This is a genomic window from Streptomyces sp. iso_384 (assembly GCF_056172905.1).
The window spans coordinates 667,430-680,371 of record NZ_JBWBTT010000001.1; the positions used below are offsets into that span (position 1 = coordinate 667,430).

Here is a 12,942-nt window from a genome sequence, read left to right on the forward strand (position 1 = left end):
AGAAGGTCCGTGCGGTGGGAGCGGAGTCGACCAGGAGGCCGGGGAGCTGATGGGGAAAGAGTTGCCGAAGATCGTTCGGGGCGATGAGTGGGCGCCGCTCGTCGTCCGGACCGACTACACCGATGACGCCGCGTGGGGCGAGATCGTCGCCGCGCTGGCGCGTGCCGTCGAGGGGGAGCGGGAGTGGGAGGCGGCGGTGCATCTCGTCGAGGACCGGCGGTGGGACGGGGTCACCGGTGACGAGGCTGTTGCCGCTGCGGCGCGGGACGAGGAGCTGAGCGTGGTGTTCCTCGCCGACGGTGTCACCATGTGCTCGCCGCTGCGTCTGCTGCTCGCCCTCGACCTCGGCGCTGATGATGACGAGGACCTCGACCCGATGTACTACCAGGAGCTCATCGACTCCCCGCAGCCCCGCGAGGTGCGGGTCGTGCCGGACGCCGTGCACATGGTCCACGAGAACCTCCAGCTCGCCAACGTGGGCTTTTCGGAGTTCGCCGAGGAGGCCGCCGCCGATCCGGACGGGGTCGTACGGGATGTGACGGCCGCACCGGCGAGTTCGGGCTCCCTGCCGCACCCCGGGCTGTGATGCCACCCGGGGTGGGCCGCCCGTCGGTCACGCCGCCCCCGCGATCCCGTCCAGCCGCGCCCGCAGCTCCGGGGTGAGGGTCAGGTCCGCCGCCGCCGTGTTCTCCTCGGTTTGGATGTGCTTGACAAGCTAGAGGGTTCCGGAGGGGTGTCAGGGCGTTTCCGGGCCCTGGAGGATCTGGAGGTAGTTGCCCACCGGGTCCACGATCGTGGAGAAGAACCAGCCGCCCCCGACCTCCTCGACCGGGCGCACCCACGTGACCCCGAGGGTGTTGAGGTGCTTCTCGGCCGCCCGGACGTCCCGCACGGTGATGTTGATCATCTGCCGGCCCGGCTCGGCCGCCTTGTCCGCGACGTCGTCCCGCTCGTCGAAGCCGATGATCGCTCCGGGGCCGACGATCAGGAAGTGCTCCGCCCAGCGGGCGCCCAGAGGCTCCAGCGCTGCGCGGTACCAGGTGATCAGGGCGTCGGAGTCGGTGCTGCCGAGGATGACCCCCAGCCCGGTGACGTTGTCGGCGTTTTCGGTCGTGGAGGCATTCATGGTGGTTCCTCGCTCGGTCGGTGGGGCGGTGGGTGGGCCTGCCGGTCGCGGCGGGGGCCGGGCCGTCCCCGGTCGCTCGACGCGTCCCACCACTCATGACCCGCCCCGGCCGCGGAACTCATCGGTGCCCGCCGCCTAAGCCCCCCCGGGACCTCAGTGCGGCCAGATCGGCGGATCCGTGACGAAGTGGCCGCCGAGCCGGGTCTGCGCCGGGTCGGCGGGGTCCGGCTCGCCCTGTTCGGCGATGAGTCTCGCCGCGTACGGTTCCGAGTCGTCCTGCGGTGCGTAGCCCAGGGCCCGTGCCGAGGTCAGGTCCCACCACAGGCGGGTGTTGGCGGAGGAGCCGTGGACGACGGTGTGGCCGACGTCCTCGGCGGTGAGCGCGGCGTGGACGAGGCGGGCTCCGTCGGCAGGGCTCATCCACAGGGACAGCATGCGTACCGAGGTGGGCTCCGGGAAGCAGCTCCCGATCCGTACCGAGACGGTCTCGACGCCGTGCTTGTCCCAGTAGAGCTGGGCCAGATCCTCGCCGAAGCACTTCGACAGGCCGTAGAAGGTGTCGGGGCGGTGCGGGGCGTCGGACGGGATCGGCGGGCCCCCGGCGAGCGGCCGCGGCGTGTGGCCGACGGCGTGGTTGGAGGAGGCGGCCACGATGCGGCGGACGCCCTCCTCACGGGCGGCCTCGTAAAGGTGGTACGTGCCTTCGATATTGGCGCGGAGGATCTTGTCGAACGTGGATTCCAAGGAGATGCCGGCCAGGTGGATGATCGCGTCAACCCCGCGTACGGCCTCGCGCAGTGCCTTGCGGTCGTTCAGGTCGGCGGTGATGGCCTGCGGTTCGTCCTCGATCGGGACCAGGTCGAAGAGCCGCAGGTCGTAGCCGTACGCGGGCAGCAGCCCTCGCATCAGGGTGCCGAGGCCGCCCGCTGCGCCGGTGAGCAGGACGGTACGGGGAGCTGGCATACGGGGGTCTCCTCGGGAGCGATGCGATGCGGTGCGGGCGCGGCACCGGGCGGGCGTCGTGGCACTCCGAGCGTCGTGACGCCTCCACGGCGTCAGGACGCCCCAGGCCTTCAAGGCCGTGGACCGCGTTCGCATACGTGGACAAGCTAAGAAGTCCATGAGGTTACGTCAAGGGGTCCATCCGTCCGAAAAGTTGTTCTGTCCGAAGCGTTGACGAAGCGTTCCGGGCGGCTCTAGCTTCATCGCGTCGTACTTCGTACGTCATATATGAGACGCGATACGCGAGATGTGAGAGCCCGTCACCCATGACCTTCGCCCCTGCCCCGATCCCGTCCCGGACCCAGTACGTGCTGGAGGCCATCAAGCACGCCATCCTCACCGCGCAGCTGAGACCGGGACAGGCGTTGGTGGAGACGGAACTCGCCGCTCAGTTCGGAGTGTCCAAGACCCCGGTCCGCGAAGCGCTCAAGACCCTCGCGGGTACCGGACTCGTGGTCATGAGCCAGTACAAGGGCGTCACCGTGCGGCTCGTCGACGCGACCATGGCCCGGGAGGTGTACGACGTACGCCTCCTGCTGGAACCGGAGGCGCTGCGCCGGTCCGTCAACCGCAAGGCCTCGCTGGAAGCGGCCCAAGAGGCCCTGGAACGGGCCGACTCGGCGCTCGACAAGGCCGACAGGTCGCTGGCCAACCGGGATTTCCACCGCGCCCTGTACCTGCCCTGCGGCAACCCCCTGCTCGCCCGGATGCTCGACGAGGTCCGCGACCAGGCGGCCCTCGTCTCCACGGTGGCCTGGTCGGCCGTCCCCTCCTGGGAGCGCGAGGCGGCCGAGCACCGGGAGATCCTGCGGCTCGCCCTCGCCGACGACGCGGAGGCCGCCGCCGGGGCTCTGCATCATCACATCGCATCGTTCGTACGCCGCGCCTTCCCCGACGACGAGGACGGGGGCGGTGCCGCGTGAACCGTCTGCTGGAACCGCACCACCACCAGCAATCCGACGAAAGGCCGGTCCGCATGGACTTCTCTCCGCTGAAGGCGGCCCTCGCAGACGTCGTGGCGATCCCGGTGACCCCGTTCGCCGAGGACGGCAGTATCGACATCGCGAACCACCGCGCCCTGACGCGCAGGCTGCTCGACGGCGGTGTCCGCATCGTCACCCCGAACGGCAACACCGGGGAGTTCTACGCGCTCACCCCCGACGAGCGGCGCCTGGTCACCGAGCTGACCGTCGAGGAGGCCGCCGGACGCGCCACCGTCCTGGTGGGCGTCGGCCACGACGTGCCGGCCGCCGTCGCCGCCGCCGAGCACGCCGCCGAGGCCGGCGCGGCGATGGTGATGGTCCACCAGCCGGTGCACCCCTATGTCGCCCAGGAGGGCTGGGTCGACTACCACCGGGCCATCGCCGAGGCCGTCCCCGAGCTCGGAGTCGTCCCGTACATCCGCAACCCGCTGCTCGACGCCGACCGGCTCGCCGCGCTCGCCGACAGCTGCCCCAACGTCATCGGCGTGAAGTACGCGGTGCCCGACGCGGCGCGCTTCGGGGCCTTCGCCCGCGACGCCGGGCTGGAGCGGTTCGTCTGGGTCGCCGGCCTCGCCGAGCTGTACGCCCCCTCCTACTTCGCCACCGGCGCCACCGGTTTCACCTCCGGCCTCGTCAACGTCGCCCCGGCCGTCTCCCTCGACATGCTGGAAGCGCTGCGCGCAGGGGACTACGTGGCGGCCATGAAGGTGTGGGAGCGCATCCGCCGCTTCGAGGAGCTCCGCGCCGAGGAGCAGTCCGCCAACAACGTCACGGTCGTCAAGGAGGCCCTGTCCGTGCTCGGCCTCTGCCGCCGTGACGTACGCGCGCCGAGCCGGGTCCTGCCGGAGGAGCGGCGCGCCGAGGTCGCCGAGCAGATAGCGGCGTGGGCGCTGTGACGGATCACCGGAAAGCGGTCGCGGAGACGGACGACCGGAAAGCCGCCCCCGTCGCGCCCGAGGAGCTGCGCAGCCACCAGTGGTACGGCACCGACGGGCTGCGCTCCTTCAGCCACCGGGCCCGCACCCGTCAGCTCGGCTACCTCCCCGAGGAGCACCTCGGCAAGCCGGTCATCGCCGTCCTCAACACCTGGTCCGACATCAACCCCTGCCACTCCCACCTGCGTGAACGCGCACAGGCGGTGAAGCGGGGCGTCTGGCAGGCGGGTGGGTTCCCGCTGGAGTTCCCGGTCTCCACCCTCTCGGAGACCTTCCAGAAGCCCACTCCCATGCTCTACCGCAACCTGCTCGCCATGGAGACCGAGGAGCTGCTCCGCTCGTACCCCGTCGACGGGGCCGTACTGCTGGGCGGCTGCGACAAGTCGACGCCCGCGCTGCTGATGGGCGCGGCCTCCGTGGACCTGCCGGCCGTCTTCGTGCCGGCCGGGCCGATGCTGCCGGGCCACTGGCGCAACGAGGTCCTCGGTTCCGGCACGGACATGTGGAAGTACTGGGACGAGCGGCGGGCCGGGCTGATCGGCGACTGCGAGATGGGGGAGCTGGAGAACGGCCTCGCCCGCTCCGCCGGCCACTGCATGACGATGGGCACCGCCTCCACGCTGACGGCCGCCGCCGAGGCGCTGGGCGTCACCCTGCCCGGCGCCTCCTCCATCCCGGCCGTCGACTCCGGGCACGACCGGATGGCCGCGGGTTCCGGTCTGCGGATCGTCGAACTCGTACGGCAGCGGACGACGTTGTCGCAGATCCTCACCCCCGACGCCTACGAGGACGCCGTCGCCACCGTCCTCGCGCTCGGCGGCTCCACCAACGCCGTGATCCACCTGATCGCCATGGCGGGCCGGTCCGGTGTGAAGCTCACCCTGGACGACTTCGACCGGATCGCGCGTACGGTGCCCGTCCTCGCCGATCTCCGCCCCGGCGGACGGTACTTGATGGAGGACTTCCACTTCGCGGGCGGGCTGCCCGGCTTCCTGAGCAGGATCGCCGACGTCCTGCACCTGGACCGGCCCACCGTCGCGCACGCCACCCTGCGCGAGCAGCTCGACGGGGCGGCCGTCCACAACAGCGCCGTCATCCGCGAGCGCGCCGAACCCCTGGCCGAGGAGGGCGGGGTGGCGGTCCTGCGCGGCAACCTCTGCCCCGACGGCGCGGTCATCAAGCACATCGCCGCCGAGCCGCGCCTGCTGCGTCACACCGGGCCCGCCGTCGTCTTCGACGACTACCGGGAGATGCAGCGCACGATCAACGACCCGGCCCTGGCGCTCACTTCGGACCATGTCCTCGTGCTGCGCAACGCCGGACCCAAGGGCGGGCCGGGCATGCCCGAGTACGGCATGCTGCCGATCCCCGACTACCTGCTGAAGCAGGGCGTACGGGACATGGTGCGGATCTCCGACGCCCGGATGAGCGGCACCAGTTACGGGGCGTGCGTCCTGCACATCGCGCCCGAGTCGTTCGTCGGCGGGCCCCTCGCCCTGGTCCGCACCGGGGACCTCATCACCCTGGACGTCGAGGCCCGCCTGCTCCACCTCGGCGTCGACGACGACGAGCTGGAACGCCGCCGTGCCGCCTGGAGCCCGCCGCCCGCCCGCTACGGGCGCGGGTACGGGGCGCTGTACCAGGACCAGATCACCCAGGCCGACACCGGATGCGACTTCGCGTTCCTGGCCCGGCAAGGAGAAGTGCCCGACCCGTACGTGGGGTGAACCGGGCGACGAGGGCTCCGCGCGGCGGGGCGCCCGGGCCGCCCAGCGGCCATGAGAAAGCGCTTGCTGCCGTGTGTGTGGCGACAGCCACTCCGCACACGCATGCGACAGCAGGTCCGCACATCCAGCGCATCGAGCGCGTACCAGAGATCGGAGACGTGTCATGGCCCAACCCGCCGCCGTGGCCACCCCGCCGCCGAAGGCGCCGCGGCGCCGCACGGCGACACCCCGCCGCCTGCCGTATCTGCTGATCGCGCCCGCGGGCCTGCTGATGCTGGGCTTCATCGCCTACCCGGTGATCAGCGTCTTCTACTACAGCCTGCAGGACTACAACGTCACCAAGCCGTGGCGGAACGGCTTCGCCGGACTCGACAACTTCCGGCGGATCTTCACCGAGGACGACCAGTTCTGGTCGACGCTCGGCTTCAGCGCCCAGTGGGTCTTCACCCAGGTCTCCCTGCAGCTCGTGCTCGGCCTCGCGCTGGCCCTGATCGTCAACCAGACTTTCATCGGCCGGGGCATCTCCCGGGCCATGGTCTTCTCGCCCTGGGCCGTCTCCGGCGTGCTGACCAGCACCATCTGGATCCTGCTCTACAACTCCTCGACGGGCTTCAGCCGTTACCTCGCGGACGCCGGGATCGGGGAGTACGGCACCTCGGTGCTCTCGGACACCGGAACCGTCTTCTGGGCGGCCACGGTCACCGAACTCTGGCGCGGCGTGCCCTTCTTCGCCATCCTCATCCTCGCCGACCTCCAGTCCGTCTCCAAGGAGCTGTACGAGGCGGCGTCGGTCGACGGCGCGGGCAGGCTCCGGCAGTTCTTCCACATCACCCTGCCGCACCTGCGCGACGCCATCATCCTCGCCACCCTGCTGCGCGGGGTCTGGGAGTTCAACAACGTCGACCTCCTCTACACCCTCACCGGTGGCGGACCGGCCGGCGAGACCACCACGCTGCCGCTCTACGTCGCCAACACCGGCATCGAGGGCCACGACTTCGGCTACGCCTCCGCGCTCACCACCGTCGCCTTCGTGATCCTCCTCTTCTGCTCGATCGTCTATCTGCGCCTGAGCAAGTTCGGAGGCGACAACAAGTGACCGCCGTACTCACCGAGAAGAACGGCGCCGCCCGGCCGCCCGTCCACCCCGGCGGCCCGCCGCCCCCCGCGCGCCGCCGCAGCGGACGCGAGCGCGCCTTCGACGACGTACCGCGCTGGCAGATCTACCTGCCGCTCGGCCTCTACCTGCTGTTCACGCTCATCCCGTTCTACTGGATGCTGCTGTTCGCCCTGCGGCCCGCCGGCTCCACCGCGCTGGTGCCCTGGCCGATGACCGGGGAGCACTTCTCCAAGGTCTGGAACGAGCGCAGCTTCGCCGTCTTCTTCCAGAACAGCATGATCGTCGGCGTCGCCACCCTGATCGCCACCACCCTGGTCGCCCTGGCCGGCGGGTACGCCCTGGCCCGGTTCGACTTCAGGATCAAGGGCGCGTTCATGCTGGCGCTGCTCTGCTCGCAGTTCATCCCCGGCGCCCTGATGCTCGTACCGCTCTTCGAGATCTTCCGGAACCTCCAGATGATCAACTCCCTGTGGAGCGTCGTCATCGCGGAGACCGTCTTCCAGCTCCCGCTGTCGATCATCCTGATCAGCGGGTTCATCAAGAACGTCCCCGTCTCCCTGGAGGAGGCCGCCTGGGTCGACGGGTGTTCGCGCTTCACCGCCTTCCGCGCGGTCGTCCTGCCGCTGCTGCGCCCCGGACTGATCGCCGTCGGCTCCTTCGCCTTCGTCCACAGCTGGAACCACTTCCTGTTCGCGCTGATGTTCCTCAGCGAACAGGACAAGCAGACGATCCCGGTCGGCCTCAACACCCTGATCGGGGCGGACAGCGTCGACCTCGGCGCACTCGCGGCGGGCGGGGTCATCGCCGCCGTACCCGTCGTGATCGTCTTCGCGTTCATCCAGAAGTGGCTCGTCACGGGCTTCAGCGCGGGCGCGGTGAAGGGATGACCGACCTCACCCGCCTCACCGCCCCCGCCGCCGCGCCGCTCCCCGTCGTGCTGGCCGGCGCCCGGGGCCACGGCCGCTGGCATCTGGCCAACCTGCGCCGGCTCCAGCACCAGGGCCGGGTACGGCTGGCAGGGATCTGCGAGCTGGAGCCGCTGACCACCGACGAACTGGCGGCCTTCGGCCTCCGGGGCGGCGACAGGCCCGAGCAGTCCGCCGACTTCGGGGCGCTCCTCGACTCCACCGGAGCCCGTGCCGCCGTCGTCTGCACGCCCATCCCGACCCACACCGACCTGGCGCTGACCGCCGCGTCCCGGGGCGTCCACCTCCTGCTGGAGAAGCCGCCCGCCGCGAGCTGGGCCGCGTACGCCCGGATGGCCGACGGTGTACGGCGGGCGGGCACCGCCTGTCAGGTGGGCTTCCAGTCGTTCGGTTCGCACGCCGTGCCCGCGATCCAGGACCTGGTCCGCACCGGGGCGATCGGGACGCTCTCGGGGATCGGCGCCGCCGGGGCCTGGGTACGCGACGACGCCTACTTCCGCCGGGCGCCCTGGTCCGGGCGGCGCAGGATCGGCTCCACCGACGTGGTCGACGGCGTGCTCACCAATCCGCTGGCGCACGCCGTGGCCACCGCGCTCGAACTCGCGGACCGGGGCACGGCCGAGGACGTCCTGTCCGTCGAGACCGAGCTGTTCCGGGCCCATGACATCGAGGCGGACGACACCAGCTGCGTCCGGATCACCACCACCGGCGGCCTGCCCGTCACCGTCGCCGCCACCCTCTGCGCGGAACGGGCGGGGGAGCCCTATGTGATCGTCCACGGCGACCGGGGCCGGATCACCTTCTGGTACAAGCAGGACCGCGTCCTGGTCCAACGCGCCGGCCACGGCCCCGAGGAGAGCGTCCACGGCCGGACCGACCTCCTGGAGAACCTGGTCGACCATCTGGAGCAGGGCACACCGCTCCTGGTGCCACCGGAGCGCACGGGAGCGTTCATGCGGGTCGTCGAGGCCGTACGCACGGCCCCCGAGCCCGTCGCCCTGCCCGCCGACGCCTGGGAGACCCGGTACGACGCCCCCGGCGGAGGGACACGGCGTACGGTCCACGGCATCGACGGCCTGGTCGCCGCCGGGGCCGAATCCCTCGCCCTCTTCTCGGAACTGGGCGCCGCCTGGGCCCGCAGCAGCGAGGTAGCGGCCTCATGAACCGACCCGCCACGGCCTCGTCCGCGACCCCGCCCGCACAGCCCGAACTCTCCGTACAGCCCGTCCCGCCCGCAGAGCGCGCACAGCCCGTACTCCTCGACTGCGCCGGACGCACGGTCGCCCACCACGGCTACGGGGCCGGGACGGACGGCCGCCCCCGCCTGCACCCCGTCAGCACGCTCGCCGGCCGCACCGTCACCCAGGAGCGCCCCGCCGACCACCGGCACCACCTGGGCGTCTCCATCGCCGTGCCCGACGTGTCCGGCCGCAACTTCTGGGGCGGGCGCACCTACGTCCGGGGGCAGGGGCCCACCGAGCTCGACAACCACGGCGTCCAGCGCTGCCTCGGCCTGGAGCGGCACGGACCCGGCGGGTTCACGCAGTCGCTCGCCTGGGAGGCGGACGGCGTCGAGCTGCTGCGGGAGCGCCGCACGGTGGAAGCGGTCGAAATCTCCTCCACCGCTTGGGCGTTGGACCTCTCCTTCGCGCTCACCAACCACTCGGCCGACGACCTCTCCCTCGGCAGCCCCGCGACCAACGGCCGCCCCGGAGCCGGTTACGGCGGCTTCTTCTGGCGCGCCCCCAAGGAGGCCGCGCCGCCGGCCGTGTTCACCGCCGGCCGGGAGGGCGAGGAGGCGGTGCACGGCCGGGCCGCCGACTGGCTCGCCCTCGCCGGGGACGGCTGGACCCTCGTCTTCGCCGGGGCGAGCGAGGAGACCCGGCGCGATCCGTGGTTCGTGCGGACGACGGAGTACCCGGGCGTCGGCTCCTCCCTCGCGGCGGACGAACGGCTGCCCGTGCCCGCCGGGGCCACCGTCGTACGCCGGATCGTCACCGTCGTCGCGGACGGCCGGCTGGACCCCGGGGCCGCCGCCGGGTACGTCCGACGGGCGGTGACCTCGTGAACCGGCCCTGGACCGCGGATCTCGGGAACGGCACGTACCGCAACCCCGTGCTGAACGCCGACTGGTCCGACCCGGACGTCGTCCGCGTGGGCGCGGACCACTACCTCACCGCGTCCAGCTTCGGCCGGGCCCCGGGGCTGCCGCTCCTGCACTCCCGCGACCTGGTCAACTGGACGCTCGTCGGGCACGCCCTGGACCGTGTCGAGCCCGCCGCCGACTTCGCCCGGCCGCGCCACGACGCCGGGGTGTGGGCGCCCTCCCTGCGCCACCACGCCGGCCGCTTCTGGATCTTCTGGGGCGACCCCGACCACGGTGTCCAGCAGATCAACGCCGAGCACATCGAAGGACCCTGGAGCGCCCCGCACCTGCTCAAGCCCGGCCGCGGGTACATCGACGCCTGCCCCCTGTGGGACGAGGAGACCGGCGAGGCCTACCTCGTCCACGCCTGGGCCAAGTCCCGCTCCGGGATCAAGAACCGGCTCACCGGGCACCGCATGAGCGCCGACGGACGCGCACTCCTCGACGAGGGCCGGACCCTGATCGACGCCGACCGGATACCCGGCTGGTTCACCCTGGAAGGCCCCAAACTCCACCGCCACGACGGGTACTTCTGGATCCTCGCCCCGGCGGGCGGGGTGGAGACCGGCTGGCAGGGCGCGTTCCGGTCGCGGGACTTCTTCGGCCCGTACGAGGAACGCGTCGTGCTGTCCCAGGGGCGCACCGACGTCAACGGCCCGCACCAGGGCGGCTGGGTGCGGACCGCCGCAGGCGAGGACTGGTTCCTGCACTTCCAGGCGCGCGGCGCGTACGGGCGGGTCGTCCACCTCCAGCCCATGCGCTGGGACGCGGAGGGCTGGCCCGTCATCGGCGACGCGGGCGAACCCGTCTCCACGCACCGTAAACCGGCCGCCCCCGAACAGCCCGTGGCAGCGCCCGCCGTGGACGACGACTTCCCCGGCGGCGCCCACGGCACGCAGTGGCAGTGGACGGCCAACCCCTGCCCCGACGCCCGGACCGAGGAGCCTCAGCACTCCGGGCACTCAGGGCGCCCTGCCGACGGGCTGCGGCTCGCCTGCCTCCGCACACCGGACGCGCACGACCTGCGGCTGCTGCCCAACGTCCTGGTCCAGCGCATGCCCGCAGAAGAGTTCACCGTCGAGGTGGACCTCGAACTGCACAGCGACGAGCCGGGCGCCAAGGCGGGCCTGGCCGTGCTCGGGGACGCCTTCTGCTGGATCGGTCTGGAGGCCGGGGCGGACGGGACGCCCCGGCTCGTGCACCGGTACGCCGAGGGCGCCGCGGAGAGCGAACGCGACGCGGCCGGGGCCCGCGCCTCGCCCGGCGGGCGGGCCCGGTTGCGTATCGAGGTCACGGCCGGGGCCCGCTGCCGTTTCTCCGCCGACACGGGAGACGGCTTCCGGCCCTCGGGGCAGGTCTTCGCTGCCACCCCGTGGCGCTGGGTCGCCGCTCTCCTCGGCCTCTTCGCCACCGCGCCGGCCGGGACGGGCCCCGCCGGCACGGCGCTGTTCACCACCTTCCGCGCCACCCACTGACCCCCCCCGCAGAAGCGCAGACGCAGGGAAGCGCAGTCGTACGGAAGCGCAGTCGTACGGAAGCGCAGACGTACGGAAGCGCAGACGTGCAGACGTGCAGAACCACCCCGACACATCCGACAGGGAAGAGCCGACCATGACCATCTCGAAGACCCGGCGGGGGCGTACCGCGTCCGCCGTCTCCCTCGTAGCAGCGCTCGCGCTGACGGCCGCCGCGTGCGGTGACGACGGCAGCGGAGCCGGCACGGAGGGGAGCGGCAAGGGCGAGATCACCTTCTGGGACAACAACGGCGGTCCGCGCACCGCCATCTGGACCGAGATCATCAAGGACTTCGAGAAGCAGCACCCGGACATCAAGGTGAAGTACGTCCCGATCCCCATCGCCGACGTCCAGTCCAAGTACGACACCGCGATCGCCGGCGGCGGACTGCCCGACGTGGGCGGGGTCGGCACCGCCTACCTCGCCAACATGGTCTCGCAGGAAGCCCTGGAGCCGGTCAACAAGCGGCTGAAGGGATCCGCCCTGGAGGGCAAGCTCGTCGACTCCATGGTCGAGAGCGTCAGAGCGGCCGCCGGCCGGGGCGACGACATCTACTCGGTCCCGACCTCCGCCAACAACGGCGTGCTCTGGTACCGCACCGACCTGTTCGAGCAGGCCGGGCTGAAGGCCCCCGACACCTGGGCCAACTTCTACACCGCGGCCGAGAAGCTCACCGACGCCGGGAACAACAAGTTCGGCTACACCATCCGCGGCGGCGCCGGTTCCATCGCCCAGGCGCTGGACGCCGTCTACGGCCAGTCCGGCATCACGGAGTTCTGGGACGGCGACAGGACGACGCTCAACGACCCCAGGAACGTCGCCGCGCTGGAGAAGTACGCGGGCCTCTTCAAGCGGACCACGCCCGCCGCCGACGTCAACAACGACTTCACCAAGATGGTCGCCCAGTGGGACACCGGCACCATCGGCATGCTGAGCCACAACCTCGGCTCCTACCAGGACCACGCGAAGGCCCTGGGCGACGGCAAGTTCGCCGGCATCCCGGCTCCCATCGGGGACAGCGGCACCCGCGTGCAGGTCTCCAACCCCGTCGACGGACTCGGCCTCTTCCGGTCGAGCGACAACAAGACCGCGGCATGGAAGTTCATCGAGTTCGCCGCCTCCCACGCGTCCAACAGCAAGTGGAACGAGTCGGCGGGCGCCATCCCGGCCAACGCCGAAGCGGCGAAGGACCCCTGGATCAACAAGACCGAGTCGACCGCGCTGGCCGCGAAGGCGCTGACCGACGGCTCCACCAAGGTCGTCGACCTGCCGTACTACCTGCCCGACTGGAACAACATCAGCAAGGCGGACAACGAGCCGGAGTTCCAGAAGGTGCTCCTCGGCAAGACCACGGCGAAGCAGTTCCTGGACAAGATGGCCGAGGAGCTGAACGCCGCCAACAAGGAGTGGAAGGAACTGGGCAACGGCTGAGGCCCCGCCCTCTCCGGCCCCGATGACGGACCGG

The 12,942-nt window shown here is 71.4% G+C and carries 12 protein-coding genes; 10 read left to right on the top strand and 2 right to left on the bottom strand.

Annotated features, from left to right (window positions below):
- Positions 1 to 49: 49 nt before the first annotated feature.
- Entirely contained in the window at positions 50 to 586 is a 537-nt protein-coding gene (locus AC0VY3_RS03050; protein ID WP_475548847.1) for a DUF6924 domain-containing protein, read from the top strand.
- A 150-nt stretch (positions 587 to 736) separates the two neighbouring features.
- On the opposite strand, the gene AC0VY3_RS03055 is transcribed toward AC0VY3_RS03050, so the two are convergent.
- Complete coding sequence (locus AC0VY3_RS03055) at positions 737 to 1,126, bottom strand: VOC family protein (RefSeq protein WP_475548848.1); 390 nt, start codon at positions 1,124 to 1,126, stop codon at positions 737 to 739.
- Between the two features lie 153 nt (positions 1,127 to 1,279).
- Positions 1,280 to 2,089, bottom strand: coding sequence for an NAD-dependent epimerase/dehydratase family protein (locus tag AC0VY3_RS03060; protein ID WP_475548849.1), 810 nt, complete (start codon positions 2,087 to 2,089; stop codon positions 1,280 to 1,282).
- Between the two features lie 305 nt (positions 2,090 to 2,394).
- On the opposite strand from AC0VY3_RS03060, the gene AC0VY3_RS03065 reads away from it, so the two are divergent.
- From AC0VY3_RS03065 to AC0VY3_RS03105, 9 genes are all read left to right on the top strand, one after another.
- Positions 2,395 to 3,051 carry a GntR family transcriptional regulator gene (locus AC0VY3_RS03065; RefSeq protein ID WP_006125376.1) on the top strand — a complete coding sequence of 219 codons (657 nt, stop codon included), beginning with the start codon at positions 2,395 to 2,397 and terminating at the stop codon, positions 3,049 to 3,051.
- 53 nt (positions 3,052 to 3,104) lie between these two features.
- Positions 3,105 to 4,007, top strand: coding sequence for a dihydrodipicolinate synthase family protein (locus AC0VY3_RS03070; protein ID WP_475548850.1), 903 nt, complete (start codon positions 3,105 to 3,107; stop codon positions 4,005 to 4,007).
- The gene (gene araD, locus AC0VY3_RS03075; protein ID WP_475551625.1) at positions 4,004 to 5,773 is read left to right on the top strand and encodes an L-arabinonate dehydratase; all 1,770 of its coding nucleotides are present in this window, start codon (positions 4,004 to 4,006) and stop codon (positions 5,771 to 5,773) included. The genes AC0VY3_RS03070 and araD overlap by 4 nt, the downstream gene beginning before the upstream one ends.
- Before the next feature lie 163 nt (positions 5,774 to 5,936).
- Positions 5,937 to 6,869: a carbohydrate ABC transporter permease gene (locus AC0VY3_RS03080; RefSeq protein ID WP_475548851.1), complete on the top strand. Its 933-nt coding sequence runs from the start codon at positions 5,937 to 5,939 to the stop codon at positions 6,867 to 6,869.
- A complete protein-coding gene (locus AC0VY3_RS03085; RefSeq protein ID WP_475548852.1) occupies positions 6,866 to 7,777 on the top strand; it encodes a carbohydrate ABC transporter permease in 912 nt (303 codons plus the stop codon). Before AC0VY3_RS03080 ends, AC0VY3_RS03085 begins: the two co-directional genes overlap by 4 nt.
- On the top strand, positions 7,774 to 8,979 hold the full coding sequence (locus AC0VY3_RS03090; RefSeq protein WP_475548853.1) for a Gfo/Idh/MocA family protein: 1,206 nt from the start codon (positions 7,774 to 7,776) through the stop codon (positions 8,977 to 8,979). Before AC0VY3_RS03085 ends, AC0VY3_RS03090 begins: the two co-directional genes overlap by 4 nt.
- Entirely contained in the window at positions 8,976 to 9,884 is a 909-nt protein-coding gene (locus tag AC0VY3_RS03095; RefSeq protein WP_475548854.1) for a DUF6807 domain-containing protein, read from the top strand. The genes AC0VY3_RS03090 and AC0VY3_RS03095 overlap by 4 nt, the downstream gene beginning before the upstream one ends.
- On the top strand, positions 9,881 to 11,437 hold the full coding sequence (locus tag AC0VY3_RS03100) for a glycoside hydrolase family 43 protein (RefSeq protein ID WP_475548855.1): 1,557 nt from the start codon (positions 9,881 to 9,883) through the stop codon (positions 11,435 to 11,437). The genes AC0VY3_RS03095 and AC0VY3_RS03100 overlap by 4 nt, the downstream gene beginning before the upstream one ends.
- A gap of 136 nt (positions 11,438 to 11,573) precedes the next feature.
- Positions 11,574 to 12,908 carry an ABC transporter substrate-binding protein gene (locus tag AC0VY3_RS03105; protein ID WP_103513223.1) on the top strand — a complete coding sequence of 445 codons (1,335 nt, stop codon included), beginning with the start codon at positions 11,574 to 11,576 and terminating at the stop codon, positions 12,906 to 12,908.
- The last annotated feature ends 34 nt before the right edge of the window (positions 12,909 to 12,942 follow it).

Bases quoted from the DNA above. Each gene is read 5' to 3' on its own strand.
- AC0VY3_RS03050 (WP_475548847.1), top strand. From the start codon at position 50: ATGGGGAAAGAGTTGCCGAAGATCGTTCGGGGCGATGAGTGGGCGCCG.
- AC0VY3_RS03055 (WP_475548848.1), bottom strand. From the start codon at position 1,126: ATGAATGCCTCCACGACCGAAAACGCCGACAACGTCACCGGGCTGGGG.
- AC0VY3_RS03060 (WP_475548849.1), bottom strand. From the start codon at position 2,089: ATGCCAGCTCCCCGTACCGTCCTGCTCACCGGCGCAGCGGGCGGCCTC.
- AC0VY3_RS03065 (WP_006125376.1), top strand. From the start codon at position 2,395: ATGACCTTCGCCCCTGCCCCGATCCCGTCCCGGACCCAGTACGTGCTG.
- AC0VY3_RS03070 (WP_475548850.1), top strand. From the start codon at position 3,105: ATGGACTTCTCTCCGCTGAAGGCGGCCCTCGCAGACGTCGTGGCGATC.
- AC0VY3_RS03080 (WP_475548851.1), top strand. From the start codon at position 5,937: ATGGCCCAACCCGCCGCCGTGGCCACCCCGCCGCCGAAGGCGCCGCGG.
- AC0VY3_RS03090 (WP_475548853.1), top strand. From the start codon at position 7,774: ATGACCGACCTCACCCGCCTCACCGCCCCCGCCGCCGCGCCGCTCCCC.
- AC0VY3_RS03095 (WP_475548854.1), top strand. From the start codon at position 8,976: ATGAACCGACCCGCCACGGCCTCGTCCGCGACCCCGCCCGCACAGCCC.
- AC0VY3_RS03105 (WP_103513223.1), top strand. From the start codon at position 11,574: ATGACCATCTCGAAGACCCGGCGGGGGCGTACCGCGTCCGCCGTCTCC.